This window comes from Pseudarthrobacter phenanthrenivorans, from assembly GCF_036455295.1.
Classification (GTDB): domain Bacteria; phylum Actinomycetota; class Actinomycetes; order Actinomycetales; family Micrococcaceae; genus Arthrobacter; species Arthrobacter phenanthrenivorans_C.
In genome coordinates, this window is record NZ_JAYXNX010000001.1 from 159,663 (window position 1) to 186,500 (window position 26,838).

A 26,838-nucleotide genomic window follows, 5' to 3' on the forward strand; every position below is an offset into this window, starting at 1 on the left:
AGGGAGTTGGCGCCTGCCGCTACGGCACGGCGAAATCGGCGATCCGGCCCTCCCTGAGCGCGGCGCCCACCGCGTTGATGCCGCCGTAATCCGGGAACACCACGGACTGGCCCGCCACCATTCCCGTTCCGGCCGTGGGCAGCGTCATGGTGCCGATCGCGTTCACGTCCAGGTTGCGGAGGCTGTAGGCGAGGATCGCGGCCTGGACGGGGTCAAAGCCTTTGTCCACGGTGAGGCAGCAGGCGGCGTAGTCCACCAGCGAGCGGACGGCGTTGACGTCGTTCAGGGCGCCCCCGGCGGTGAGCCGGGCCAGGATGGCCCGGAGCATGGTGCGCTGGTTCTGGACCCGCTGGAAGTCGCCGTCGGTGAAGGCGTAGCGCTCGCGGCTGAACTCCAGGGCGGCCTGACCGTCAAGGTGGTTGATCCCCTGCGTGAAGGAGTGCTGGGTTTCGATGGTGGACTGGAAAGCGAACGGGACGTTGACGTCGATGCCGCCCAGGCCGTCCGTCAGTGCCTTGAAGCCGTTGAAGTCGAGCATCAGCGTGTGGTCGATGGTGATGCCCAGCAGTTGCTGCACGGTCTGCGTGGTGAGGTCGATGCCGCCGTACTGCAGGGCTGCGTTGATCTTTGAGCCGCCCACGCCGGGGACGTCCACCCACAGGTCGCGCATGATCGAGATGACGTAGAGGGTGTGCCGGTCCGCGGGCACATGGACCAGCATCAGGGCGTCCGAGCGCTGGTCCGAGGCTTCGCCGGTTTGCGCGGTGTGGGCGGCCTGATCGCGGGCGTTGTCGCGGCTGTCGCTGCCAATGACCAGGATGTTCATCTCCGTGGCGGGCAGTTCGGGGATAGGTGCCGGGGGTGGCGGTGGGGGCGGGGGAGTTGCGGACGGCGTGGGAGTGGGAGTGGGCGTGGCGCTGGGCGACTGCGTCTGGGTGGCTGCCGGTTGCGCTTCTTTGTCCGCACGGTTGAGGCTGAAGATTGCCACGCCGGCGGCCGCCAGGACCACCAGCGCCAGCAGGGCGGCAATCCACCGCCTGCGTCCCAGGGCCGCCATCCAGGCAGGCCGGTGGCCGGATGCGCCGGTGGGCCCGGAACCGGGGTTGCCGGCGCCGCCGGGCCCGGATGGATCAGAACCGCCTGGAATGCTCATGACGCCTCCACCTCATTGTGATTGGTGGGATCAGTCTGCGTCGGGCAGGACCCCGTTGGCTACAGGAGTATCCAAACCGTCACCTGCCGGTTTCAGTCCTGGCCCGGGGATCCTGGGTGGCAGTTCCTTTACGGCTGCCTCTTATTGCCGGACGGCGTCCGGGCTGGCAGGGGCGTTGAGGCGGGCATGGCGCAGGATGGACACGATCGCCGGAGCCAGCTGGTCCTCCATGTCCCGGTAGACCTCCGGCGCACGGCGGTAGGGGTCCACGATGTCGTTGTCGGCCGGGTCGCCCGGAAGGGAGAGATGCCGTACCCCCGCGGCCCGCGCCGGCAAGCCGCGCCATAAGGCGGCGTTGGCAGCAAGCCGGGGGTCGCCGTCGGACGCGTTGCCATGGGAAGGTACGACGGCGGCGCCCCGGCTCCCTGCCACGGCTCCCGGCTGGCCGTCGGCACCTTCGCGGGGCTCCCGGGCGCCAGCGGCCTCGGCGGCGCGCTGGTCCAGGACACCGAGCATGCGTGCGAACTCGCGGATGGTGAACGTGCGTTTGAGCAGGGAGGCGTCCAGCTGGAGGACCTCGCCGCGGTGCCCGGACGTCATGGTCAGCACCAGGTCCACGCCGCGCAGGATCTTTGGCGTAAGCTGCCGCGCAGCGAAGCCGTCCGGGTTGCCGCCGTAGGTCCGCACTATGTCCGCGGAGATGGGCTGCATGGGCTCGCCCACCATGGCGCGGGTGCCGGCGCTGGCCACGTGGAAACCGCCCGGGACCACCTGGTCCAGTCCTGCCTGCAGCAGCCGTTCGGCCACCGGGGACCGGCAGATGTTTCCGGTGCAGACGGTCAGGATTCGTACTGGTGCGGAAGTGTCCAAGGAGATGTTCTCTTTTCCCAGCTGGTGGCGGATCCGTTCGGACCCGTGCCTTTCAACTTAACACGCAGCGGCGCGGCGGGGACTCCCTTGCGGGTGCCGCCGCCGCGCCGTGCGCAGACGCCGGGCGGCGGGTTTGCCGGCTAGAGCGTGGCCAGCAGCTGCTTCATCTGGGTGATCTCCGCCTGCTGGGCGTCCACGATGTCATGGCCCAGCTTCACCGCGTCCGGGGACTTGCCGGCGCTGATTTCCTGCTGTGCCATCTCGATGGCGCCCTCGTGGTGGCCGATCATCTGTTCGAGGAACAGCTTGGCGGCATCGGTCCCGGTGGCGGACTTGAGCTTTTCGATGCCGGAGTCGTCCACCATGCCGGTCATGCCGTGGCCGGAGTTGTCGCTCATGGCGGTGGGGGCGCCCCAGCCCGTCAGCCAGCCCGTCATTTGCTCGATCTCCGGTGCTTGGGCGGCCTTGATCTTGGTGGCAAGCGCGGTCACCTCTGCCGGCATGCCGGATTTGGCCAGCATGATGTCGCTCATCTCCACTGCCTGCGAGTGGTGCGGGATCATCATCTGGGCAAACATGATGTCTGCCTGGTTATGGTCAGCAGTGGCGCCGGGCGACATGCTGCCGGTGCTGGACATGGCGCCGGAGCTGCCGTGGTCCATCGGCATGCTGTTGCCGGAACCGGCGTTGGCGGCGCATCCGGCCAGGCCAAGCGAGGCAGCCAGGGCAGCAGCAATGGACAGGGTCTTAAAAGTGGTGTTCATGATTGTCCTTCAGGGAGGTAATGGAACTGGGCCGTGATGGTGGCGCAGTCCTGTTTACGTCCGGCTGATGGACAGTTCGCAGGGGGTGGGGCTGGGCGGCAGGTAAGCGTAAGCGGCACCGGCGTGCCCGGCTGCCGGCAGCATCGGCAGGGCGGCCTGCGTTGCCTGCGGCGGGGCAACGGTAACCGGACCGCTGGGTGCCGTTGGGATGCACGGCGCCCCCGATTCCTGCGCGCCGGGGCAGGAATCCCCACAGACAGAAGGGGCAAGTCCCTGCCTGTCCGTGGCGGAGGCGCCCGGCGTGTGTCCGGCATGGGCGGCGCCGGCAGAATGCGCGACGACGGTGTGCCCGGCAGGTGCCCCGTGCGAGGCGTGGCCGGAGGTCATGACGTGCATGCCCAGCAGTCCGGCGATCACGGTCAGGGCGGCGGCGAACAGCCACGCCCTGTGAAGGAGGGCCGCCACGGCGCGGGTGGTCATGGCGGCGCCTCCTTCCACTCGGTGCACGGTGTTCAACGCACCTCGGACGGGTTCAGCTTCAGGCGCCGGAGCAGCTGGGCGTTCAGCGCCACCACCACGGTGGACGCGGACATCAGTACGGCACCTGCGGCGGGGGACAGGACTACTCCGGCAAACGCCAGGACGCCGGCGGCCAGCGGGACGGACAGGATGTTGTAGCCGGTGGCCCACACCAGGTTCTGCCACATCTTCCGGTAGCTGGCCCGGGACAGGTCCACCATGGACAGCACGGCGCGCGGATCGTTCCCTGCCAGCACCACGCCGGCGGATTCCACCGCCACGTCCGTTCCCGCACCGATGGCGATGCCCACTTCGGCACGGGCCAGGGCGGGGGAGTCGTTGACGCCGTCGCCCACCATGGCCACCTTCAGTCCGCGGCCCTGCAGCTCGGCCACCTTCTTGCCCTTGTCCGCCGGCAGCACCTCGGCGAAGACCTCGTCGATCTCCAGGTCCGCGGCCACGGCCTGCGCCACCTGGTGCGCGTCGCCGGTGACCATGGCCACCTTGACGCCGCGCCGCTGCAGGGCGGACACGGCCTGCCGCGACTCCGGCCGCACCGCATCCTCCATGCTCACGGCACCCAGGACGGTGCCGTCGTCGACCACATGCAGCACGGCAGCGCCGCGGTCCATCCACGTGCGCGTGCTGGCAGCCAAGGAATCAGGTTCGACGACGCCGAGCTCGCGCAGGAGGGCAGGGCCGCCAACGTGCACGGTGCGGCCGTCCACGCTGGCCCGGACGCCGCGGCCCGTCAGCGAGGTGAATTCGGCGGCTGCGGGCAGCGCCAGGTTGCGTGCCTTGGCTGCCCGCACGATGGCCCGGGCCACGGGATGCTCGCTGTCGGACTCCACGGCGGCGGCCAGGGCAAGGACTACGCCGGCATCCGCTCCTTCGGCCACGGCGACGTCCTTCAGCTCCGGCTCGCCGGTGGTCAGGGTGCCGGTCTTGTCGAACAGGACCACATCAATGGTGCGCATCCGCTCCAGCGCCATCCGGTTCTTGATCAGGACGCCGGCCCGTGCTGCCTGTTCCGTGGAGATGGCTATCACCAGGGGAATGGCCAGGCCAAGGGCGTGCGGGCAGGCGATCACCAGCACGGTGACAGTGTGGGTGACGGCATCAGGGACGCTTCCCAGCAGGGTCCAGGCGATGAAGGTCAGGACACCGGCGCCGGCGGCAAAGTAGAAGAGGAACGCCGCGGCGCGGTCGGCGAGCGCCTGGGCCCGGGACGACGATGCCTGTGCCTCCTCCACCAGCCGCTGGATCCCGGCCAGGGCGGTCTGGTCGCCCACAGCCGTGACCCGGACGCGCACGCTGCTGTCCGTGGCTACGGTTCCGGCCACCACGGGGTCTCCGGCGCCGCGGGCCACGGTCTTGGATTCGCCGGTGATCATGGACTCGTCGAACTCCGCTTGACCGTCCACTACGTTGCCGTCAGCCGGCATCCGGGCGCCGGGACGGACCAGGACCAGGTCGCCGGGGTTGAGCTCGGACACCGGGACGGTTTCGGTGCCGCCGTCGGTGATGCGTTCGGCCTCGTCCGGGAGCAGCGCGGCGAGGGCGTCAAGGGCACCCTGCGCGGAGCCGAGGGCGCGCATTTCGATCCAGTGGCCCAGCAGCATGATGGCCACCAGGAGTGCCAGCTCCCACCAGAAGTCCAGGTCGAAGCCGCCGATCCCCAGGCTGGTGACCCAGGACGCGGCGAACGCCACGGTGATGGCCATGGCGATCAGCAGCATCATGCCCGGGGTACGGTCCTTGAGCTCCTGCAGGCCGCCCTTGAGGAACGGCTGGCCGCCGTAGAAGAAGATCACGGTGCCCAGGACCGGCGGGATCCAGGCGGAGCCGGGGAACTCCGGCGGCATGTAGCCCAGGAGGTGGGCCATCATGGGGCTGAAGAAGACCACGGGCGCAGAAAGGGCCAGGGTGAGCCAGAACCTGTTCTTGAACATGGCCGTGCTGTGCCCCGCGTGCTGGCCGTGGGTGTGGACGGTGTGGTCGTCGTCGGCGTGGGGTCCGGCGTGGCCGTGCCCGGTGTGCTGGGCGTGGGCGGCGCCGTGGGCCGGAGGCTCGGTCAGGGTGCCGCTGGGCGGCTGGTGGGAGCCGTCCGGGTGGTGCGTGTCGTGATGGTCCTGCATTGTTCCTCCTTGGAGGCAATCGCTGCCGGCGTCGGCCGGCCTGCGGAAAGTGTGGGCGGTGCCGCCAGTCTCAAGCGAGGGTGTAGCCGGCGGACGCTACGGCGGCGCGGACGTCGGCATCAGGCGCCGGACCGGTGACGGCAAGCCGGGACAGGCCGCCGGGTACCAGGTCAACGGAGGTCGACGTCACGCCGGCAAGCGCGGACACAGCCGTTTCAACGGACCGGACGCAGTGCCCGCACGTCATGCCCTCCACGGCGAAGTTCCGCAGGGTGGAGGCGGCGGCGTCGGAAGGTACGACGCCGGCAGTTGCGTCCCGTGGCGCGGTTGCAGGCAGGCTTCGGGACGGCTCCGCGGCGCTGGATGGGGAGCAGCAGCTGCAGCCGGAGGAAGCGAGGGGGAGTTGGGGGCGGTTCCCGATGTTCATGTCAGTTCCAATCCGTTGAAGGAATCAAGGGGTGCTGGGGTTGAACGGCTGTGAAGGCTGGTGCGGGCACCGGCCGGGACATACCACTTCACTGACAACACGGCCAATATACCCCCTAGGGGTATAGGCGTCAAGCGCGTACTGCATTCCCTACTTAAATTCCATGGGTCCTCCCGCACTACCTTCTGCTGTCCCGGGCGACCATACTGGAAGTAGCGAGGACAGAGCCCGCCCGCTGGGGGCTGGCCTTTGCGCGGGAGGTGGACCTGTGACGGAGCTCAGTGATTTGTATGTCTATTCGAGCGCCCTCGGGGACAGCGAAAGCGATGCCGGCATCTTCAGGGTGGACCTGGGGCCTGACGGCCCAACGTTCCACTGGTCCGAGGGCATGTACCGGCTGCACGGATACCAGCGCGGGGAAGTGGTCCCCACCCTGGAGCTGATCTTCGCCCACAAGCATCCCGATGACCGGGAGCGGTGCGAGGAAATCATGGCGCAGGTTTCCAGTACCGGCGGGTTTTTCTGCATGTACCACCGGATCGTTGATGCACGGGGCAGGACCCGGCGCGTGCTGACCTCGGGCGAGGCGGTTCTTGGTGCCGACGGCTCCGTGGCGGCGCTCGAAGGCGTGACCGTGGACCTCAGCCGGACGCTGCAGCGCGAAACCGAGGCGACGGCCCGGGACGCGGTGGCAGGCGCCACGGCGACCAGGACAGTCATCGACCAGGCCCGCGGCATCCTCATGGGCCAGCTGAAGCTCGGATCTGACGATGCCTTCCAGATGCTGGTGAGCACCAGCAGCCACCGCAACGTCAAGCTGGTGGTGGTGGCGGCTGAGCTGGTGCAGCTGGCCAACTCGCCGGAGGCGCGGAACTACCTGGACCGGGCAGTGCGGGCCATCCAGCTGCACGGCCGGGCGGAGCACGCCGGAGACCGCCGCGCCGGTTAGGCCCTGTGGCCCGTAAGATGGGTGGAGGTGCGCCGGGAAGTCTGGTCGGCATGGATTTGTCGAACCCGGATTTAAGGACGCCTGCATGAACTCCGCAACGCCCCCTCCCAGCCGGAACAGGTTTATTGGTTCCACCGTTTTTTCGCGCGGCAGCTACGCCGAAGCGCTGCGCATCGGCGAGATCCTCCGCAAGGAAACCGTGGGCGGTGCCCTTCTGGTCCTTGCCGCCGTCATCGCCCTCATTTGGGCCAACTCCCCGGCGTCGGACAGCTACTTTGCCCTCCGCGACTTCACCGTGGGCTACGAACCATGGCACCTTGAACTGAGCCTGGGGGCATGGGCGGCAGACGGACTGCTGGCCATCTTCTTCTTCCTGGTGGGCCTGGAGCTCAAACGCGAATTCGTTGCCGGTGACCTGCGCCAAATCAGCAAGTCGATCGTCCCCGTTGCCGCGGCCGTGGGCGGCGTGGCCGTCCCGGCGGTGATCTACGCCGTCGTGAACCTCTCCAGCCCCGGGACACTGCGCGGCTGGGCCATCCCCACCGCCACGGATATTGCGTTCGCTGTTGCCGTCCTGGCGATCATCGGCTCCCACCTGCCCAGCGCGCTGCGGATCTTCCTGCTGACACTGGCCGTGGTGGATGACCTGATCGCGATCACCATCATCGCGTTCTTCTACTCCAGCGACATCAAGGCCACGCCCCTGCTTGTGGCGCTCATCCCGCTGGCCATCTACGCGTTCCTCGCGCAAAAGTACCGCCGCTTCTTTGGCCGCCACGCAGCTGCCGCCTGGCTGATCCTGCTCCCGCTGGGTGCGGTGACGTGGGCGCTGGTGCACGCCTCGGGCATCCACGCCACCGTGGCCGGGGTCCTGCTGGGCTTCGCCGTTCCCGTGATCCGGTCGCAGGCCTCCGGCGGGCCCGACGCCGGTCCTGGGCTGGCAGAAATCTTCGAGCATCGGTTCCGGCCCATTTCCGCCGGCGTGGCCGTGCCCATTTTTGCGTTCTTTTCGGCGGGCGTGGCTGTGGGCGGCTGGAAGGGCCTGGGCTCGGCCCTGGCCGATCCGGTGGCACTGGGCATCATCCTGGGCCTGGTACTTGGCAAGCCGGTGGGAATCCTGGCCACCACCTGGGTCCTGACCAAAGCCACCAGGGCCACCCTGGACAGCTCCTTCAAGTGGATCGACGTGTTCGGTGTTGCCCTGCTGGCAGGCATCGGCTTCACCGTCTCCCTGTTGGTGGCGGAGCTCAGCTTCGGCAACGGCAGCCTGCATGACGACCACGCCAAGGTGGGCATCCTGGCCGCGTCACTGATCGCGGCGCTGCTCGCGACGGCCGTGCTGCGCACCCGCAACCACCAGTACCGGGCCGCCGAAGAGCTGGAGCGGGTGGATTCGGACCAGGACGGCGTCCCGGACGTCTACCAGGAACGCGCCTGACGCCTCGCCGGCTGGTCAGGTCCCCGGCTGGTCAGGTCCCGGCTGGTCAGGCGGGGGCGAGCGGCTTCGCCGGGGGCTGAGGCTTGGCTGAGACTTCCACCGTGACCGGGGCAGGCTCCACATGGCGGATTTCCAGGGCCTCCGGATCCAGCAGTTTGCGCGTGCCGGTGCGGGCGTCCAGGATCCAGAAGAGTTCCAGGGCCGGGACGACGTCGGTCACCCGGCCCTTGTGGAAGAGCCTGCCGCGGTGCCACGCCTCGATCTGGTCCCCGATGCGGAGCTGGGCCGTACGTACTCCTTGTGCCTCCATGTGGGCTGCCTCCTGCTGTTGTATCCCCGTAAGCACAGCTTGCCGGGGGCAGGTTGCCGGTGTGTTTCCGCGCGGTGATTTTTCTGTGTCGGCGGTGCCGGGGCAGGGACGTCGGCGCGGTCAGTCCTCCACCGGGAAGGCGACGGCTTCGCCCACAACCCGCAGGCACAGCTCCATGCCGGGCCGGGCGATCGAGGCGTTCCAGTGCCGGATGGTGATGACTTCTCCGCCGCCCGGGTACCGGTGGTCGGCGTGCTCTGCCACTTCCTGGGGCACGTTGAGCTTCAGCCGCACCGTGGTTTCGGGCCCGAAGTAGTCGGTATCCACCACCACGCCGCGGATGGGGCCGTCCTCGGCAATGCGGATTTGTTCAGGCCGCAGCATCAGCTGCACCCGCCCCTGGGCCGGCGGCCGGCGGACCGGGATGCCGCCCAGGGAGCAGGTGGCCAGGGAGCCTTCCAGCCATGCGTCCAGGATGACGGCGTCGCCCAGGAACTCGGCGGTGGCCCGGTCTGCCGGGCGGGTGTAGACCACGAAGGGGTTGCCGATCTGCGCCAGTTTGCCGCCGCGCATCACGGCAACCTGGTCGGCGAAGGAGAGGGCTTCAGCCTGGTCGTGCGTGACCAGGATGGTGGTGACGCCCGCCTCTGCCAGGACCTTGGCCACGGCGCGGCGGGTGGCAACGCGCAGGCCCGCGTCCAGGGCGGAGAACGGCTCGTCCAGGAGCATCAGTTCCGGTTCACGGGCCAGGGCGCGGGCCAGGGCCACCCGCTGCTGCTGGCCGCCGGAGAGCTGGTGCGGCCGGCGTTTGGCCATGGATGCATCCAGCGATACCATCTCCAGGAGTTCGGACACGCGGGCGGCAACGGCGCGGCGGCCGCCGTCGAGCTTGGCAGGGTCCAGGCCGAAGGCAACGTTCTGGCCCACCGTGAGGTGCGGGAACAGGGCACCGTCCTGGGCCACGTACCCGATCTGCCGCTTGTGCGCCGGAAGCCAGGCCCCGTCACCGGCCACTACCGTTCCGTTGAGGGAGATGCTGCCCGTATCCGGGTGTTCAAACCCGGCGATCAGGCGCAGCAGCGTGGTCTTGCCGGAACCGGACGGGCCGACGATGGCGGTGGTCCCGCCCTTGGCCACGGACAGGTTGACGCCCTTCAGGACCGCCTGGGGGCCGAAGTTCTTGGTGACGTCCGTAATCTGCAGGTGGCTGTTGGTGGTTGCTGCCACGGAGGGTGCCACCCGCGGCTCGGGCAGCCTGCGGGTTGATGGTGCTGTCACTGTCCGGCTACTTTCTTGGACTGTTGGAAGAGGAGATAGGTCATGGGGGCGGAAAGCAGGATCATCAGCAGGGCATAGGGCGCGGCGCCGGCGTAGTCGATTTCGCTGCTCTTGCTCCAGAACTCCGTGGCCAGGGTCTTGGTGCCGTTGGGGGACAGCAGCAAGGTGGCGGTCAGTTCGTTGGCGATGGCCAGGAACACCAGGGCCGCGCCGCCGGCCGCGGCCGGAGCGGTGAGCCGCAGGGTGACGCGGATGAAGGCCAACAGTGGCGGCTTGCCCAGGGCCTGGGCTGCCTCATCGAGTTCCTTGGGGGCCTGTGCCAGCCCCGCACGGAGGTTCACCAGTGCCCTCGGGAGGAAGAGGAGCACGTAGGCTGCCACCAGCACGCCGGCCGTCTGGTAGATCCCCGGCATAACCCGGATGCTGACGGTGACGAAGGCCAGCGCCACCACGATGCCGGGCATGGAGCTGGTGACGTAGTTGGACAGTTCCAGTGACTTGCTGAACCAGCCGGGCTTCCGGACCGCGAGGTACGCCATGGGGAAGGCCACCACGACGGTGGCCACGGCCCCGGCGATCCCGTAGCCGAAGGTGGCAAGGAGGGCCGGAAGGAATTCGGCAGCCGTCCAGACCTCGGCCCCACCGGCCAGGATCCACTTCAGCACGTAATACAGGGGAAGGCCGAACGCGAGGGCCGTCAGCGCCAGCAGGAAGATCTGGGCCGGCGCCTGGTAGGCGTGCAGCGGAAGCCGCAACGCCCTGCCCTGGACACCCGACCCGATCCTCGCGTACCGGGCCGTGCCGCGGCTGCGGACCTCGGCCACCAGCAGGAGCAGGCAGAAGAACACCAGAACGCTGGCCAGCATGTTCCCGGCGGCCCCGTTAAAAGTGGACCGGTACTGGGTCATGATGGCCGTAGTGAAGGTATCGAACCGGATCATGGCGAACGCACCGTATTCGGCGAGCAGGTGCAGCCCCACCAGCAGGCCACCGCCCGTCAGGGCGATGCGCATCTGGGGGAGCACCACCCGGAAGAAGGCCCGCCAGGCGCCCAGCCCGAGCGCGGCGGCGGACTGCTCGATGGCGGGGTCCAGCCGGCTGAGGGTGGCTGCCGCCGGGATGTACACCAGCGGGAAGTAGGACAGCGTGGAGATCAGGATCCCCGAGCCCAATCCGCCCAACGACGGGATGGCTGAAACCCAGGCGTAGCTGTTCACGAACGCCGGGACTGCCAGCGGTGCGGCCAGCAGGACCGCCCAGATCCGGCGCCCGCGGAGGTTGGTCCGTTCCACCAGCCACGCCCCCGCCACGCCAAGCAGCAGGCACAGCGGGATGGTGGCGGCCATCAGGAGCAGGGTGTTGGCCAGCAGTTCCCCCACGCGCGGCCGCAGGATGAGGCCGACGGCGGTGTCCCACCCGGTTGCCACCGTCATGTAGACCACGTACCCCAGGGGGACGAGGGAGAAGAGGGCGATCAGCACCGCCAGGACGGACACCGCGGAAACGCCGAAAGGCGGGCGGGGGCTGGTGCCCCGGCCCGCCGTCGTCGTGCTCCGCCTGGAGGGAGCCGATAGATCGGTGGTCACGGAATTAGAGGAGTCCGGCCTGGGTCATCAGATCGCTGACCTTCTGGGAGTTGAGTTTGGCTGCGTCCACCTTGGGGGCCTGCAGGTCCTTGATGGGAACCAGCTTGTCGTTGGCGGGCACATCGGATCCGATGGCGTACTCGAAGGACGTTCCGTTCTTCAACACTTCCTGCCCCTTCTTGCCGGTGATGAACTTCAGGAATGCCTGCGCAGCGGCAGCGTTCTTGGAGGACTTGAGCACCCCTCCGCCGGAGACGGACAGGAACGCGCCCGGGTCTTCGTTCTTGAAGTAGTACGGCGTGACGTTGTTCGAGTTCTCGCCGGTCTTGGCCTGGTCGCCATAGTAGTAGTAGTGGTAGATCAGCGCAGCATCAACTTCGCCGGCGTTGACCGCCTTCATGGCCGTGCTGTTTCCCTTGTACGCCTTGGAGTTGTCCTTCATGGCCTTCAGCCAGTCCTCGGTGGCGCTCTCACCCTTGAGTTCGAGCAGGGCCGAGACGATGGCCTGGAAGTCGGCGCCCGTGGGCGAGGCAGCCCAGCGGCCCTTCCACTCGGGCTTGGCCAGGTCCAGCATGGACTTGGGCAGCTGGTCCGCCGTGAGCTTGGTCTTGTTGTACACCAGGACGGTGGACCGGGCGGCGATGCCCGTCCACTTGCGGGTGGACGGCGAGAACTGGGCCGGGACCTGGGCCAGGGTGTCCTTGTTGACGTCGGCGAACAGGCCGGCGTTCTCCACCTGCGTCATGGCGGGGGAATTCTCGGTCAGGAAGACGTCCGCGGGGGACGCCTGGCCTTCCTGGATGATCTGGTTGGACATCTCGGTGTCATCGCCCTGGCGGAGGGTCACCTTGATGCCGGTTTCCGCGGTGAAGGCGTCCACCCATTCCTTGGTGAGGCTCTCGTGCTGGGCGTTGTACACCGTGATCTCGCCGGAGGGGGCGCCATTGGAAGCGGCGCTGTTGTCGCCGGCCGGGGTTCCGCCGCCGCAGGCGGTCAGGCCAAGAGCTGCGGTGGCGGCGAGTGCGATACCTGCCAGCGCGCTGTTGCGGATCTTCATTGAGGCTGCTTTCGGTGGGGAAAAAAGTCTGCTTGAACCTAGGTCCTATTAGGCAACATGAATGTTGCCTATGTCAGGAAACTGTAGGGTAGGCAAACCTAAGCACCAAGCCGGAAAGCGCTTTAAGTGACGAGGTTCACATCAATTACGAAAACCGAGTGTGACGTAATTAGGTGCCGGTGACCGAGGAAATGGTCGGCGACGCGCAAAAGCACCGGCGCTGCCCTGATTGGGGCAGCGCCGGTGCTTTTGCTCGTCGAAAAGTAGTTGCCGCGTCGCGAAGCAGCTCCGCTACTTGTTGGGGTTGGGGTCGTGGAGGTCGTGTTCGCCGATATCGGCCGCGCCCAGGAGCCCCTCTGCGGGAGCGTCCCCGGACGGATGCACGCGCACGCTCAACTCCGGGTGGTGCAGGTCCAGGGCAGGGCGCTCGGAACGGATCCGGGGGAGCGAGGTGAAGTTGTGCCGTGGCGGCGGGCAGGACGTTGCCCACTCAAGTGAGGCGCCGAAGCCCCAGGGGTCGTCCACCGTGACTTTCTTTCCGGCCCGCCACGTGATGTAGACGTTCCAGAAGAACGGGATGAGGGACGCCCCCAGCAGGTAGGAGCCGATGGTGGAGAACTGGTTCATCCAGGTGAAGTTGTCCTCCGGCATGTAGTCCGCGTACCGGCGGGGCATGCCCAGGACACCCAGCCAGTGCTGGATGAGGAAGGTGGCATGGAAGCCCAGGAACAGCATCCAGAAGTGGATCTTGCCCAGCCGCTCGTTGAGCATGGTGCCGGTGAACTTGGGCCACCAGAAGTAGAACCCTGCGAACATGGCGAACACCACGGTGCCGAACACCACGTAGTGGAAGTGCGCCACCACGAAGTAGGAGTCCGAAACGTGGAAGTCCAGCGGCGGCGAGGCCAGGATGATGCCGGTAAGGCCGCCGAAGAGGAACGTGGCCAGGAAGCCCATGCTCCACAGCATGGGGGTCTCGAAGGTCAGCGATCCGCCCCACATGGTGCCGATCCAGTTGAAGAATTTCACGCCCGTGGGCACCGCGATCAGCATGGTCATGAAGGCGAAGAACGGCAGGAAGATGGCGCCGGTGACGTACATGTGGTGCGCCCAAACGGTCACTGACAGGGCGGCGATGGCGATGGTGGCGTAGACGATGCCCTTGTAGCCGAAGAGGGGCTTGCGGCTGAAGACCGGGAAGATCTCCGAGACGATGCCGAAGAACGGCAGCGCGATGATGTACACCTCGGGGTGGCCGAAGAACCAGAACAGGTGCTGCCAGAGGATGGCTCCGCCGTTGGCGGGATCGAAGATGTGCGCACCGAACTTGCGGTCCGCACCCAGGGCGAACAGGGCGGCGGCCAGCGGCGGGAAGGCCATGAGTACCAGGATGGCCGTGACCAGGGTGTTCCAGGTGAAGATGGGCATCCGCCACATGGTGAGACCCGGGGCCCGCATGCAGATGATGGTGGTGATGAAGTTGACCGAACCGAGGATGGTGCCGAAGCCGGACAGCGCCAGGCCGAAGACCCACAGGTCACCGCCGATGCCGGGGGTGAACGTGGTGTTGGACAACGGTGCGTAGGCGAACCAGCCAAAGGACGCAGCACCCTGGGGGGTGATGAATCCGGACACGGCGATGGTGGAGCCGAACAGGAAGAACCAGAACGCCAGCGCGTTCAGGCGCGGGAACGCAACGTCAGGGGCGCCGATCTGCAGGGGCATGATCACGTTGGCAAACCCGGCGAACAGCGGGGTGGCGAACATCAGCAGCATGATGGTGCCGTGCATGGTGAACAGCTGGTTGTACTGTTCCTTGGTCTGCAGGATCTGCATGCCGGGCTCAAACAGCTCGGCACGGATCAGCAGCGCCATCACGCCGCCCGCGCAGAAGAACACGAAGGACGCGATCAGGTACATATAGCCGATGGTCTTGTGGTCAGTGGAGGTGATCCAGTTGACCACAATGGTGCCCTTGGGGCGCCGAACCACTGCCGGCGCGGCCGTGGCCGCGGTTCCGCCCATTCTCTGGCCTGTGGTGGTCATTGCGGTGCCGTCCTTTACTCTGCTGGTTCCGGAAGCTGCGGTGCCGGGGCTGACTGCGGCTGCCTCACGAGGTCGCTGCCGAGGCTTCCGGTATTGCCCTTTGCCTTCAGGTCGGCGATGTGGCTGTCATACTCCTGCTGGCTGACCACTTTGACTTTAAAGAGCATCTCGGAGTGGTACTCCCCGCACAGCTCGGCGCACTTGCCCATGTATTCGCCCGTGCGGTTGGGGGTGATGTCGATGTAGGGGTTGTACTGTTCGTGGCCCGGGTAGAGGTCGCGCTTCTGCAGGAAATCCACCACCCAGAAGGAATGCTGCACGTCACGGGACTGCAGGTGCAGTTCCACTTTCTTCCCCACCGGCAGGTACAGGGTGGGAAGCCGGTCCGCCGCGCCGTAGTCGCCCGTCAGGTGGGCCTGCTGGCCGGCGTCCTCATGGACCTGTTCCTTGACGTAGTTGAAATCCCACGACCACTGTTTGCCGAAAACGTCGATCACCACGTCAGGGTTGGGGTAGCGGTCATCGATGGCCCGCTGATCCCGGTCGGTGAAAACGAACAGGACGCCGATGACGATCAGCGGGACTGCCAGGTAGAACACTTCCAGCGGCAGGTTGTAGCTCAACTGTGCGGGAAAGCCCACCGTGTTCTTCCTGCGCCGGTAGGCCACGATGACCCAGATCATGAGACCCCACGTGATGATGCCCACCGTGAGTGCGGCGATCCAGGAGTTGACCCACAGGTCCATGATGAGGGGCGTTTTATCCGTGGTCCCGCGGTCTCCGGGCAGGAAGCCGCGGGAGACCAGGTCCGAACAGGAGGTCAGTGCCGGCAGGGAAAGAAGGCCCGCGGCCAGTGCCGCGAAGCGCCGCATGCTGTGGTTTTTGGATGGTCTTCTACCCACAATGGTCCCTCCGGCATGCTCCCGAAGCCCAACTGCATGAGCCCACCACAGCCCCGGGGGGCAGCGGTTGTGTGCCCCACCCTACGCGTGGAGGATGCTGATGGGAAGAGGTTTGGCTGCGCCTGGGAATTGGCTGGGAGCGGCCCCGCCAAGGGGAAGGACAGCCCCGGGCTGAGCGGACAGGATTGTCGCGGCAGGGCAGTTCAGCACGGGCCCTGGCACCGCGGAAACAGCTAGCGGGACGCGGCCCAGACGGACACCGCCCCGGAGTGCCCGGTGGCGATGCTTTGGTACACCAGGAACAGCCCCGCCAGGACGCCCAGCACCGACGCCGCGGGGAGCACCCACGGTGACTCCAGGAGTCCCGGCAGGCTCCGGAAGGCGGGCAAGCGCGTCAGGATCGAGGGGAAGGCTGTGGCGATCTGCACGGCCACCACCATCAGGAAGATCACGGTGACGTACCGCAGGAAGCTTCCCTGTTCGGCGTGCTCCTGTATCAGGGGGGACACCGGCCTTGCCCTCTCCAGCTGTTCCCCTGCTTCCGCAGTGAGGACGGACAGCGGGACCAGCAGCAGCGCCAGGATTCCCAGGGGCCAGGCCAGGTAGCGCCGGGCACGCCGTACCAGCGCGAAAACCACTGCCGACAGGCCGGCCAGCGGGGCAAGGACCACCACGCCGTGGATCAGCAGGATGTGGGCCGGGAGGCCGGCGATCTCCATCAGGCGATTCCCGTGGTGCCCAGCAGGCTTCCCACGGCGAAGGTGAAGGCCATGGCCAGGGCGCCGCCCACCACCAGGCGCAGCGTGGCCTTGCGCTTGGAGCTGCCGCCGATCTTGGCGCTGACAGTGCCGGTCAGGGCAAGCGCCAGGATGACGGCGACGAAGGTGACCGGGATGCGCGCCTGTTCGGGCGGGAAGATGATGGCCAGCATAGGGAGGATGGCACCGACGGTGAAGGCGATGGCGGAGGCGAGGGCCGCATGCCAGGGGCTGACCACTTCCTCTTCGTCAATGTTCAGTTCCGCGGACAGGTGCGCCTTCAGGGCGTCCTTCGCGGTCAGCTCTTCGGCCACTGTCCGGGCGGTGGCTTCGCTGAGCCCCTTGGCCTGGTAAATGTGGGCAAGTTCTTCGAGTTCGCCCTCCGGATCGTCCCGGAGTTCCTGGCGTTCCTTCTCAATGAGGGCCCGCTGGCTGTCGCTCTGGCTGCTCACGGACACGTATTCGCCGAGGGCCATGGACACCGCACCGCCCACCACCGCGGCGGTGCCCGCCACCAGGATGGGCGCGAGGTCGTTGGTCACGCCCGCGACGCCCACCACTGTGGCCGCCACGGAGACGATGCCGTCGTTGGCGCCCAGGACGCCGGCGCGCAGCCAGTTCAGGCGCGCTGCCACGCTGCTGTCGTGCGGCTCGTTGCGGCTCAGCTTGAGAGTTTCAGACATGTTGGCAGTTAACCACCGCGGGATTTCCTTTGCCACGAAGGTTTGCATCCCCTAACAGCCGTGGCCGGATGGAGGTGTCAGGCCGGGGCGTGGGCTCTTGTCCGGGAGCTGACTTTCGGCCCTTGCGTTGGCGTGCCTGCCCGCAAGAAGCTGGAGGCGTTCCGATTGAAGGATCTGCCATGGACGTCCGCATCCTCTCCCAGGTGCTGTACCTGCGGGCAACGTGGCGCCGGCGGGACAGGTGGGACAATGTCCGCATCGCCGCCCACCAGGAACAGGCGCTCCAGCGGCTTCGCGCCGCCACGTATGCCGGATCGGAGTTTTACCGCCGCCGTCATGCCGGACTGCATGACGCGCCGCTCAACGAGTTGCCGTCCGTTACCAAAACGGACCTGATGGAGAATTTCGACGAAGCGGTCACGACGCCCGACTTGAGGCTGGCTGATCTCGAAGCCCATCTGCGCTTCGTCACCCGGAGCGGAGGTGACCCCGCCCGCCCGTTCAGGGGGCGATGGCGTGTTGCCGCGACAGCCGGAACCTCCGGGCGGCGTGGAATATTCGCCTGGAACCGCTCCGAGTGGGCGTCCGTCCTGGCATCGTACGCCCGCGCCAATGACTGGGCGGGAGTGGCCGCCTTCCCGGGCAGACCAGTCAAAATGGCGCTGGTCAGTTCCAGGGTGCCCACCCACCAGTCCGCCGTCGTCGGTGCATCCGTGGCCTCACCCTTCGTGCCGACGCTGCGTCTTGATGTCACCGCGCCCACGGATGAAACCGTCAACGCCTTGAATGCCTTCCAGCCACGGGTGCTGGTGGGCTACGCCTCGGCCTTGAGGCCGCTCGCGGCCGAACAACGGGAGGGGCGGCTGCACATCGCCCCCGCGGGCGTCATGTCGGCCTCCGAAGTACTCACCGCCCAGGCGGCCGTCGAGATGCAGGATGCGTGGGGAACTGCCCCGTTCGACGTCTACGCCGCCACCGAGACGGCGGTGATCGCCTCTCCGTGCACCTACCGGAACCGGCACGTTTATGAGGACCTGGTCATCGTGGAGCCGGTGGACAGCGCAGGCAGCCCGGTCCCGCCGGGAACAACCGGCGCGAAGCTGCTGGTGACCGTGCTGTTCTCCCGTACCCTGCCGCTGATCCGCTACGAGATGTCTGACACGATCAGGCTGGACGGGCGCGGCTGCCCCTGCGGCCGGTCCTTCACCCTGTTGGAGGACGTCGAGGGCCGCATGGAGGACGTCCTCCAGCTGCAAGGCAATAACGGTCTTGTCCCGGTCCACCCCAACGTGTTCCACAAGGTGCTCGACGACGTCGCCTCCTCAGGCTGGCAGGTCATCCAGGAAGCAGCCGCCCTGCGCATTCTCGTCGCGGGGCTCCTGCCCGGCCGTGCGCCCGGCAGCATCGAGGCGGCAGTGGCAGCAGCACTGGCAGGGGCAGGGGCGTCACCCCTCCGGATTGATGTGCAGGTGGTGGATCGGCTCGAACGGACTGCATTGGGCAAGGCGCCTTTTGTCCGGGCATTCCGGCCCCGGCCATGACCATGAACTATGGCCACAGCCAGGGCTCACCCCGGGACCGGGCTGTCCTGCTCCGGAATCATGCCACGGCCGGGTAGCTGCTGAGGATGTAGTCGGCCGCGGCGGGGCCGGTCATCCGCAGCCGGGAGTTCCGGATGTCCACGCCGCAGCGCAGCATTCCGGCGCGGAAGGCCTGGTCCGGCTTGGGGGCCAGTCCGTGCAGCGCTGCCCAGCTGACATAGAGGCCGTAAAGGCAATCGGGGCCCAAGGGGGAATCGCCGGAGGGGTCGGGAGTGGTTGCTTCATTCAGGAATTGCTGGAAATGCGAGGCAGGCATGCCTTGGCTCTTTCGCTCTTGCAAAATATGCTGCCGTTCGGCTACAGCAGCTGCTCCCGTTGGGCCTTTGCAGAAGGGCCCGGGAGGACGGGCATGGCGCCCGTCACATCCCCAAATCTACCTGTGAGTAGGAGTGAAGTACAACGGGTCGGGCCGGCAGTGCGGCCCACTGCTTTCCACGTGTTTACAAGCGTGCCTATCATGATGGTCCTTTGGTGGTGAGCAGAGTCCCCTGGGCAGGCGGCATCAGCCCGTTTGCACGCACTTGCAGGGAAGCAAGGGAGAGGGGACGACGGCGATGGACACCTACGGCAATGACGGCACCGGCGGCGCAGGAGCAGGCAGGCGGACGTTCGGCATAGAGGAGGAACTGCTCCTGGTTGATCCGGCCAACGGGGAGGCCGTGCCCATGGCCCGCGAGCTGCTGAACCTCTACGTCCGGCCCCTTGAGGCCGCCTCCGGGCCGGTCCTGACAGCGGAGTTCCAGCAGGAGATGATCGAGGTGGTCACCCCGCCGCACGCCACCCTGGCGGAACTCAGGCAGGACATCGTGGCCGGCCGGGCCATCGCCCACCAGGCCGCCGAGGACGTGGGCGTCCGGGTGGCGGCGCTGGGCACCTCACCGCTGCCCGCCAACCCCCACCCCGTGCAGCTGAGGCGGTTCAAGGCCATGACGGAGGAATACGGGCTGACGGCACGCGAACAGCTCACCTGCGGCTGCCACATCCACGTTTCCGTGGAGTCCCAGGAGGAAGCCGTGGCGGTGCTGGACCGGATGCGGATCTGGCTGCCGGTGCTGATCGCGCTCAGCGCCAACTCCCCCTTCTGGCATGGCGAGGACACCGGCTATGCCAGTTACCGCTCCCAGGTGTGGAACCGCTGGCCGTCCGCGGGGCCGCTGGACGTCCTGGGCAGCCCGGACTCCTACCACCAGCTGGTGCATGACATGGTGAGCACCGGCGTCGCCCTGGATGAAGGGATGGTCTACTTCGACGCCCGCCTTTCGCGGCACTATCCCACCGTGGAAATCCGGGTGGCCGATGTGTGCCTGCGGCCGGACAACACCGTGCTCCTGGCGGGGGTGGCCAGGGCCCTGGTGGAAACCGCCGCCCGGGAATGGCGGGAAGGGATGGAACCGGTGTCCGTGCCCTCCGCCCTGCTCCGGCTGGCGGGCTGGAAAGCCGGCCGCTGGGGCCTCCGGGGTGACCTGCTGGATCCGCACACCCACCGCCCGGCGCCCGCGCTCGCCGTCGTGAATTCGCTGCTGCACCATATCCGCGGGGCGCTGGAGGAAATGGGGGACCTGCACCGCGTGGAGGACCTGGTGGACCGGCTGCTCGCCGACGGCACCGGCGCAGTCCGCCAGATGGAGGTGCTGCACCGCACCGGGGACCTGCAGCGGGTGGTGGAGGACGCGGCGGACTGCACGGTTTCAAGGACCTGAACCACCCAACCAACCCAGGGACCAAACCTGGGCAACGCTCAGTACGTGGTGGCGTTGGGCAGGATCAGCGGCGGCAGGGGTGCCTGGTTGAAGTCGAAGGATTTGGCCAGGTTGCCCAGCTGCGGGTTGGCTTCGCGGACGTCCGGGCGGGGATCCGGCCGGCCGTCGGTGGCGGGATCGATGCGCTCGCCGCCCAGGAAGTCGTCCTCAATGAACTTGAAGTAGGCGTCCTGGCTGAGGACCTGGTGGTCGATGTACCCCTTCCTGGCGTAAGGGCTGATGACCAGGGCCGGGACGCGCAGCCCGTAGCCGTTGTTGTCCACCACCGGCGGGGTTTCGTGGTCGTAGAACCCGCCCCAGTCGTCCCAGCTGAGGAAGATGGCGGTGCTGTCCCAGTCCGGCCCGCTCATGACCGCGTTGATCAGCCCCGCCACGTACGCCTGGCCGGTGCTGATCTTGGCCGGGGGATGTTCGCTGACTTTGTCCGTGGGCGACACCCAGGTGACGGCGGGCAGCGTGCCTTTCCGGGCGGCGTCGTAGAACCCGCTCAACGGCTGGATGTTGCCCTGTTCGCCATCCTCCTTGACCGTGTCGAAGTACAGCAGCGGATTCCACAGGCCCGGGGTCTTGGCGTCCTGCTTGACGGGGTCGCAGGTGGCGGCATCGTTGCGGCAGTCAGGTTCGGTCCCGTTGAACACGTAATAGGCCCAGGACACCTGGTGCTTGTGGAGCAGGAAGGTCAGGTCAGTCCAGGCGTAGTCCGGCAGGTCCAGCTTCTTGGCTGCCTCGGTGAGCTTCTTCTTCAGGTCCGCCGACATGGGTGCGGCATCCACTGCCGCCTGGCAGACCGCGTAGGAATCGGTGGGCTTGCAGCTGGTGCCGATCAGTTGGTCGATCTGCGCCGCGAGGGCCGGGTCGATGTTGGCGGCTTCCAGCGCCTCCCGGCAGGGGTCGAGGTCCATCCCGGCCTGGCATCTGCCGATCAGCGTGTCTTTGATTATCTGCGGTTCCGGCGCGGGGTCCGGGTCCTGCAGGGCGTTCACGCACGACGACGGGTCCCCGGCTTTAGCGCACTTGGCTGACCATTCCGAGACCAGGTAGAGGTGCGCGGGCAGGCTCCAGGACGCGGCGGAGGCAAACATGTGGTCCTGGAGGGTGAAGTTCTGCGCGTAGGCCCAGTAGTTGGGCAGGTCCCGCCCGTCGTGGTAGCCCATAACGTCGATGGGCATGGTGAGGGAGTACTGGCACGTGGTGCTGCTGGCGGGGCAGCCGGACAGGCCTTTCTCCGCCTGCGCCACGAATCCGTCCATGGCTCCGCCGTTGATGTCCGCCGTGGCGTCGGCATGGCTGTGCGGTGCGCCGGCATTGCTGTCCGCCGAGTTGTAGAAGGGCCTGGCGCAGCCGCCGTTTGCAGGGTCGGGAAGGCAAACGGTGGGAGTACCGTCCTTCATGGGGATCCCGTCGGCGCCCGGATAGGTTCCAAAATAGCTGTCGAAGGACCGGTTCTCCTGGGTGATGATCACCACGTGCTTGATCTTGGCGATCCCGGCGCCGGGATCCCCGTCACCTGCGGGGGCGGCGGGTGCCACGCTGGCCGGCGCAGGTGACCCCGGAAGGCTGTCGTGAAAGGCGCTGGGAAGGACGACGGCGAGAACCGCCAAGGCGAGCACTGCAGCACCTGCCAGCACGGGACGCCGTCGTCCGTTCTGCAATAACTTCACCTCAGGACTCCTTTCGGTAAACGTCGCCGCCGAAGGTCCGGACGCCGGGGTCACCGGCCAGTCCCAGGCGGGGGAGGTGGAAGAAGTCCTCGATGGTGGCCAGCAGACTGTAGTGGTTATACGGTCTGGCCGAGGAGGTGCCTGCCTTGCTGAACGGGGAGAGGACCAGCGCCCCCACCTGTCCTCCTGCCGTGCCCCCTGCAGGGGTGCTGCTGCCCGGCTCGGTGGAACCCGCTTCGTTGCCGTCGGCTTCGTCGAAAGTGATCACCAGCATCCCGTCCTGCTTAAAGGCCGGCGACGACAGGATGGTTGGCACCTGCTCCTTAAGCCAGTTGTCCGCCGCCACCAGGCCGCCCTCCGAGCCGTCGATGCAGGTGCCGTCGTGTCCGTCATGGCACAGGTTGGGCGAGATGTAGGCCAGGTTGGGGGTGGTGGCTACGCTCTTCAGGTCGTCCTGGAGCGCGGAGAAGTTGACCACGTTGGCGGCACAGTCCGGGGACGAAGTGATGGAATGGAAGTAGACAAAGGGATTGTGGTGCGTGGCGTACTGGGTGTCAGGGCTGGCCTTGATATGGTCGTCCACCTCACCCAGGACCGGGTGCTCGCACGGCTGCTGCATGTCCTCCATGTAGGCCCTCCATTTTTTTCCCTGTGCCGCCAGCTGGCCGGCCACGGTCTGGGTGTCCTGGGGGTAGACGCAGCCGTCGCCCTGCAGGGTGCCGTCCGCGTCGGTGCCGGTGGCATTGAATTCCGTGTAGGTGTGGCAGTCATTGGCGGTGCTGTCGTTGGGGCGTTGACCGGAGATCTGCGCCAGGTAGTTGGGCAGTGAGTTGTGGGCTACGGCGTAGTAGTTCGTCAGCAGTACGCCTTTCTTCCGGAGCGCTTGGGACAGGTACGGTGCCGCGGAGTTGTCGCCCCAAACGCTGGAGTACCCCTTGTTCTCCAGGTTGATGACGAAAATGTGCTGGGGGGTCCCGGCGGCTTTTGCTGCGTCCGCGGTGTTGGTGCCGGTGCCCGCCACGGCTGCGGAGCCTGGGGAGGCGCCGTTGCCCGGTGGCGAGGTCACAGCCTGTGTGGACGTGTCGCTGGACGTGGCACCGTCGGACGGGGCGGGAGGCGGCGGGGGAGCGGGGGGCTGGCAGGCGACCAGTCCGGCCAGCACCAGGGCCAGCACGGGGAGCGCCGTAAGCGACGGCAGCAGGCGCCGCGGGGTGCGCCATCGCCTCCTGGCGGATGTGCGGGCTGTTCCTGGGTTCACGCGCGGCCCCTGCTGTCCGATACCGAAAATTTACGCCCCAGCGTTGGGCACACTCTTGCACACCCGAACGCCGTTTTGCAGGGGGAGAAGCTGTGAGTTGGCCGTGAATCAGGGCAGTGCGACACGCCCTTGGCCGTAGGTCTTTCTGCCCTACAAGGTCCGTGCCGGCAGGCGTTGACTTATATCGCGGGAACCCAAGGCCCGCCGGGCGGAGCCGCACTGGGCGGTCGCCTGAACCAAGAAAGGAAAGTTCAGTGAAGAAGTGGTATCGGTGGCAGGACTACGCAACGGTTGCCGCCGGACTCTTTACCGCGGTGGCGGTCCTGTTCACGCGGCAGCAAAACATGTCCACCACCCTCATGCTCGTCTTCGGCGGGCTCATGGTGGTCAGCGGCATCATCAACCTGGCCATGCCGGGAACACCGGCCATGGAATACGTGCAGGCCGTCCTCGCAGCAGGACTGGTCCTCTCGCCATGGCTCGGTTCGTACACGGGCGCAACGGGCGCGGCCTGGACGTCTTGGATCGCAGGGGCGGTGGCACTGGTGGTAACAGCAGTGGCCATTAAGCCCAGCACCGACGTCCGCCGGACCTACCGCGTCTCGCATTAACACAAGGAATCCGCCATGACCGAAGTGCTGCGCTACGAAGTGGGATCCGGCACCGTTCTCGTTGAGGCCGCCGATAACAGCTACGGCGTGGACCATCCGGCGCGGAACGAGCAGGGGATCCTGGACACGGGTCGGCGGCTGGAGGACGCTCTTGCCAGCGTCCGTCCGGCGGCGCGTGCGGCACTGGAGGCCATGGCGGAACTTACCCCCGAACACATCGAGATCGAGTTCGGGGTAAAACTTGCGGGGGACGCAGGGGCGGTGATTGCCAGGAGCAGTTCCGATGCCCACTTCGTCCTCCGCATGTCCTGGGCTCCCGCGGCGGCTGTCCCGCCCGGTGAAGAAGAAATCACACATGGCGGGTGACAGCGATGGTTGCGTTTCATGACAGGGCCGACGCCGGGCGGCGGCTTGGCAAACGGCTCGCCGCGCTGCGCGGACGGGATGTGGTGGTGCTGGGCCTGCCCCGGGGCGGCGTTCCCGTGGCGTTCGAGGTGGCCAAAGCCCTGGAAGCGCCGCTTGACGTAATTGTGGTCCGGAAACTGGGGGTTCCCTTCCAGCCGGAGGTGGCCATGGGGGCCATCGGGGAAGGCAACGTCCGGGTCCTTGATCCGCGCACCATCTCCATGGCCCGCGTGTCCCAGGAGGACCTGCAGCAGGTGGAACGGCAGGAACGGGAGCTGCTGGAAAACAGGGTGGCCCGGTTCCGCCAGGGACGCCCACGCATTGATCTTGCCGGCCGCACGGTGGTCATTGTGGATGACGGCATTGCCACGGGCTCCACCGCCAGGGCAGCCTGCCAGGTGGCCCGCCACCTCGGCGCGGCGAAGGTGATCCTCGCTGTGCCTGTTGCCCCCGCCCGCGCCATCGTGGAGCTTAAGGAGCCGGACGACGTCGTCTGCCTGCTCTCGCCCCAGGAATTCCAGGCGGTGGGCTACTACTACCACGACTTTTCGCCCACGGAGGATGGTGAGGTGGTGCAGCTGCTGGACGCCGCGGCGGCCCCGCCGCACTCCCGCGGTGAGGAAGGCGGCGACGGGAGCCTGGAGGACGAGGTGGAAATCCCGTCGGGAATGGCCGTGCTGCGGGGCAGCCTCTACCTGCCGGCCAGGTGCGATGGAACCGTCCTCTTCGCCCATGGCAGCGGCAGCAGCCGGCACAGCCCGCGCAACCGCTTCGTGGCTTCCGTGCTGCACGGCGCAGGCCTTGGCACCCTGCTCCTTGACCTGCTCACTCCGGAGGAGGAGGTCAACCGCGCCAACGTGTTCGACATCGGCCTGCTGGCGCAGCGGCTTTCCTCCGCGACCCACTGGCTGGAAGCGCGCCATGACGGCTCCGCCGGACGGATCGGCTACTTCGGGGCCAGCACCGGCGCAGCGGCGGCGCTGTGGGCCGCTGCCGAGCCGGGCGCCCAGATTGCCGCCGTGGTTTCCCGCGGCGGACGACCCGACCTTGCCGGCCCCCGTCTTGCGGCCGTGAAGGCCCCCACCCTCCTGATCGTAGGCGGCGCCGACACCCAGGTGCTGGCCCTCAACCGCCAGGCGATGGCCAGCATGCAGGCACCCACCCGGCTGGAGATCGTCCCCGGCGCCACCCACCTCTTCGAGGAACCGGGCACCCTTGCCACTGCGGCCACCCTTGCCGCGGACTGGTTCCGGCACTACCTCCTGCCGGCACCGGTGGGGCGGTCCATGCCGGAGGCCAGGGGATGAACGCCCTCCCCGGGAACACCGGCGGCCGGTGGGCCGAGCGCAGCGCCGAACGTGCTGCCGAAGCCGGCCAGATCCGCAGGCTCGCCCACCAGCTCGCCACCGCTGACGACCTCGAACCCCTCGTCCGCCTCGCCGCCCCGGCCCGCTTCGTCTGCCTGGGCGAGGCATCGCACGGCACCCGGGAGTACTACCACTGGCGGGCCCTGCTCAGCCGGCGGCTCATTGAGGAGTATGGCTTCACCTGGATCGGCGTGGAGGGCGACTGGCCGGACTGCTGGCGCATCAACCGCTGGGTCAGGGGGGAAACCGGCCAGGACATGGACGCCCGCCAACTGCTGGCCGGTTTTGAACGCTGGCCCACCTGGATGTGGGCCAACCAGGAGGTGGCAGACTTCCTGGCCTGGTTGCGCTCGTGGAACCTGCGCCTGCCCGAACACCAGCGGACGGGCTTCTATGGCCTGGACGTCTACTCGCTGTGGGATTCACTGCGGGAAATTTTCTCCTGGCTGGAGGAGAACGCCAGCGAGTCCCTCCCCGCGGCGCTGCAGGCCTGGCACTGCTTCATCCCGTTCCGCGAGGACCCGCAGCGGTATGCCCTGAGCAACCGTCTGGTGCCGCAGTCCTGTGAAGCTGACGTGGTGGCACTGCTGGCCGAAGTCCGGCGGCGGACACTGCACCGGATGCAGGACGACCCGGCCGCCTTCGACGCCATCCAGAACGCCATCGTGGCCACCAACGCCGAACGCTACTACCGGACCATGGTGCGCGGCGACCAGCAGTCCTGGAACATCCGCGACCACCACATGAGTGACACCATCGACCGGATCGCCCGGCACCACGGGCCGGAATCGAAGGGCCTGGTGTGGGCGCACAACACGCACGTGGGGGACGCCCGGGCCACGGACATGGCCCGCGACGGCATGGTCAACATCGGGCAGCTGGTCCGCCAGAGGCACCAGGGCGAGGTGGTGCTGGCCGGGTTCGCCTCCTACGCCGGATCAGTCACCGCCGCCGAGTCGTGGGGCTCCCCGGAATGGGTGATGGACGTTCCGGCCGCTGTCCATGGGAGCCACGAGGACCTCCTGAATGAGGCACTGGCGGAGCCGTCCGTGCTGGTGTTCGGCCCGGACAGGACCGGTCCCTGGCTGGAGTCCTGGCGCGGCCACCGGGCCATCGGGGTGGTGTACAACCCGCACCGGGAGAGGGGCAACTACGTGCCCACCCGGATGGGGGAACGCTACGACGCACTGTTCTGGCATCCGCGGACCGAGTCGCTGCGGCCGCTGCACCACGAATACCAGCCCGGTGAACCCGAGCTGGAGACCGAGCCCACGGGCTTCTAGCCATGACCGGAGGA

General features: G+C 67.4%; 25 protein-coding genes. 8 read left to right on the forward strand and 17 right to left on the reverse strand.

Translation table 11 applies throughout. The features are described 5' to 3' along the window. Positions 1–19 precede the first annotated feature (19 nt). From VXJ37_RS00720 to VXJ37_RS00745, 6 genes are all read right to left on the reverse strand, one after another. Positions 20–1,153 (reverse strand): LCP family protein, encoded by a 1,134-nt coding sequence (locus tag VXJ37_RS00720; RefSeq protein ID WP_331321159.1) that lies wholly within the window; start codon positions 1,151–1,153, stop codon positions 20–22. A 141-nt stretch (positions 1,154–1,294) separates the two neighbouring features. Next, positions 1,295–2,023: an arsenate reductase/protein-tyrosine-phosphatase family protein gene (locus VXJ37_RS00725; protein WP_331321160.1), complete on the reverse strand. Its 729-nt coding sequence runs from the start codon at positions 2,021–2,023 to the stop codon at positions 1,295–1,297. 140 nt (positions 2,024–2,163) lie between these two features. Then, positions 2,164–2,787 (reverse strand): DUF305 domain-containing protein, encoded by a 624-nt coding sequence (locus VXJ37_RS00730; RefSeq protein ID WP_331321161.1) that lies wholly within the window; start codon positions 2,785–2,787, stop codon positions 2,164–2,166. 54 nt (positions 2,788–2,841) lie between these two features. After that, positions 2,842–3,267 (reverse strand): hypothetical protein, encoded by a 426-nt coding sequence (locus VXJ37_RS00735; protein ID WP_331321162.1) that lies wholly within the window; start codon positions 3,265–3,267, stop codon positions 2,842–2,844. A gap of 32 nt (positions 3,268–3,299) precedes the next feature. Further along, complete coding sequence (locus VXJ37_RS00740; protein ID WP_331321163.1) at positions 3,300–5,444, reverse strand: heavy metal translocating P-type ATPase; 2,145 nt, start codon at positions 5,442–5,444, stop codon at positions 3,300–3,302. A 70-nt stretch (positions 5,445–5,514) separates the two neighbouring features. After that, positions 5,515–5,871, reverse strand: coding sequence for a heavy-metal-associated domain-containing protein (locus tag VXJ37_RS00745; RefSeq protein ID WP_331321164.1), 357 nt, complete (start codon positions 5,869–5,871; stop codon positions 5,515–5,517). Between the two features lie 268 nt (positions 5,872–6,139). Here VXJ37_RS00745 and VXJ37_RS00750 point away from each other — a divergent pair, with 268 nt between their 5' ends. Both VXJ37_RS00750 and nhaA read left to right on the forward strand, forming a co-directional pair. Beyond that, entirely contained in the window at positions 6,140–6,820 is a 681-nt protein-coding gene (locus VXJ37_RS00750; protein WP_331321165.1) for a PAS and ANTAR domain-containing protein, read from the forward strand. 85 nt (positions 6,821–6,905) lie between these two features. Continuing rightward, on the forward strand, positions 6,906–8,258 hold the full coding sequence (gene nhaA, locus VXJ37_RS00755) for a Na+/H+ antiporter NhaA (protein ID WP_331321166.1): 1,353 nt from the start codon (positions 6,906–6,908) through the stop codon (positions 8,256–8,258). Positions 8,259–8,304: 46 nt separating this feature from the next. On the opposite strand, the gene VXJ37_RS00760 is transcribed toward nhaA, so the two are convergent. From VXJ37_RS00760 to VXJ37_RS00795, 8 genes are all read right to left on the reverse strand, one after another. Then, a complete protein-coding gene (locus VXJ37_RS00760; protein WP_331321167.1) occupies positions 8,305–8,568 on the reverse strand; it encodes a hypothetical protein in 264 nt (87 codons plus the stop codon). A gap of 120 nt (positions 8,569–8,688) precedes the next feature. Beyond that, positions 8,689–9,846 (reverse strand): ABC transporter ATP-binding protein, encoded by a 1,158-nt coding sequence (locus VXJ37_RS00765; protein WP_331321168.1) that lies wholly within the window; start codon positions 9,844–9,846, stop codon positions 8,689–8,691. After that, positions 9,843–11,432, reverse strand: coding sequence for an ABC transporter permease (locus VXJ37_RS00770; protein WP_331321169.1), 1,590 nt, complete (start codon positions 11,430–11,432; stop codon positions 9,843–9,845). Before VXJ37_RS00770 ends, VXJ37_RS00765 begins: the two co-directional genes overlap by 4 nt. 4 nt (positions 11,433–11,436) lie before the next feature. Continuing rightward, on the reverse strand, positions 11,437–12,489 hold the full coding sequence (locus VXJ37_RS00775) for an iron ABC transporter substrate-binding protein (protein ID WP_331321170.1): 1,053 nt from the start codon (positions 12,487–12,489) through the stop codon (positions 11,437–11,439). A gap of 291 nt (positions 12,490–12,780) precedes the next feature. Further along, positions 12,781–14,535 (reverse strand): aa3-type cytochrome oxidase subunit I, encoded by a 1,755-nt coding sequence (gene ctaD / locus VXJ37_RS00780; protein WP_440589760.1) that lies wholly within the window; start codon positions 14,533–14,535, stop codon positions 12,781–12,783. A 14-nt stretch (positions 14,536–14,549) separates the two neighbouring features. After that, entirely contained in the window at positions 14,550–15,407 is an 858-nt protein-coding gene (ctaC, locus tag VXJ37_RS00785; RefSeq protein WP_331321171.1) for an aa3-type cytochrome oxidase subunit II, read from the reverse strand. 263 nt (positions 15,408–15,670) lie between these two features. Further along, positions 15,671–16,156 (reverse strand): hypothetical protein, encoded by a 486-nt coding sequence (locus VXJ37_RS00790; protein WP_331321172.1) that lies wholly within the window; start codon positions 16,154–16,156, stop codon positions 15,671–15,673. Continuing rightward, the gene (locus VXJ37_RS00795) at positions 16,156–16,878 is read right to left on the reverse strand and encodes a VIT1/CCC1 transporter family protein (protein WP_331321173.1); all 723 of its coding nucleotides are present in this window, start codon (positions 16,876–16,878) and stop codon (positions 16,156–16,158) included. The genes VXJ37_RS00790 and VXJ37_RS00795 overlap by 1 nt, the downstream gene beginning before the upstream one ends. 179 nt (positions 16,879–17,057) lie before the next feature. On the opposite strand from VXJ37_RS00795, the gene VXJ37_RS00800 reads away from it, so the two are divergent. Next, positions 17,058–18,419, forward strand: coding sequence for a phenylacetate--CoA ligase family protein (locus VXJ37_RS00800; protein ID WP_331321174.1), 1,362 nt, complete (start codon positions 17,058–17,060; stop codon positions 18,417–18,419). 58 nt (positions 18,420–18,477) lie between these two features. Here VXJ37_RS00800 and VXJ37_RS00805 read toward each other — a convergent pair whose 3' ends face one another. Further along, complete coding sequence (locus VXJ37_RS00805; protein WP_331321175.1) at positions 18,478–18,735, reverse strand: hypothetical protein; 258 nt, start codon at positions 18,733–18,735, stop codon at positions 18,478–18,480. A 298-nt stretch (positions 18,736–19,033) separates the two neighbouring features. On the opposite strand from VXJ37_RS00805, the gene VXJ37_RS00810 reads away from it, so the two are divergent. Next, a complete protein-coding gene (locus VXJ37_RS00810) occupies positions 19,034–20,179 on the forward strand; it encodes a carboxylate-amine ligase (RefSeq protein ID WP_331321176.1) in 1,146 nt (381 codons plus the stop codon). Between the two features lie 38 nt (positions 20,180–20,217). On the opposite strand, the gene VXJ37_RS00815 is transcribed toward VXJ37_RS00810, so the two are convergent. Further along, positions 20,218–21,900 carry an alkaline phosphatase family protein gene (locus tag VXJ37_RS00815; protein ID WP_331321177.1) on the reverse strand — a complete coding sequence of 561 codons (1,683 nt, stop codon included), beginning with the start codon at positions 21,898–21,900 and terminating at the stop codon, positions 20,218–20,220. Between the two features lies 1 nt (position 21,901). Then, complete coding sequence (locus VXJ37_RS00820; RefSeq protein WP_331321178.1) at positions 21,902–23,158, reverse strand: alkaline phosphatase family protein; 1,257 nt, start codon at positions 23,156–23,158, stop codon at positions 21,902–21,904. Positions 23,159–23,412: 254 nt separating this feature from the next. On the opposite strand from VXJ37_RS00820, the gene VXJ37_RS00825 reads away from it, so the two are divergent. From VXJ37_RS00825 to VXJ37_RS00840, 4 genes are read left to right on the forward strand one after another with little or no spacing between them, the layout of a single operon-like run. Continuing rightward, positions 23,413–23,769: an SPW repeat domain-containing protein gene (locus VXJ37_RS00825; protein ID WP_331321179.1), complete on the forward strand. Its 357-nt coding sequence runs from the start codon at positions 23,413–23,415 to the stop codon at positions 23,767–23,769. Positions 23,770–23,784: 15 nt separating this feature from the next. Beyond that, positions 23,785–24,135, forward strand: a complete 351-nt coding sequence (locus VXJ37_RS00830; RefSeq protein WP_331321180.1) for a CU044_2847 family protein — start codon at positions 23,785–23,787, stop codon at positions 24,133–24,135. 5 nt (positions 24,136–24,140) lie between these two features. Then, positions 24,141–25,481 carry a phosphoribosyltransferase family protein gene (locus VXJ37_RS00835; RefSeq protein ID WP_331321468.1) on the forward strand — a complete coding sequence of 447 codons (1,341 nt, stop codon included), beginning with the start codon at positions 24,141–24,143 and terminating at the stop codon, positions 25,479–25,481. Then, positions 25,478–26,824 carry an erythromycin esterase family protein gene (locus VXJ37_RS00840; protein ID WP_331321181.1) on the forward strand — a complete coding sequence of 449 codons (1,347 nt, stop codon included), beginning with the start codon at positions 25,478–25,480 and terminating at the stop codon, positions 26,822–26,824. The genes VXJ37_RS00835 and VXJ37_RS00840 overlap by 4 nt, the downstream gene beginning before the upstream one ends. The last annotated feature ends 14 nt before the right edge of the window (positions 26,825–26,838 follow it).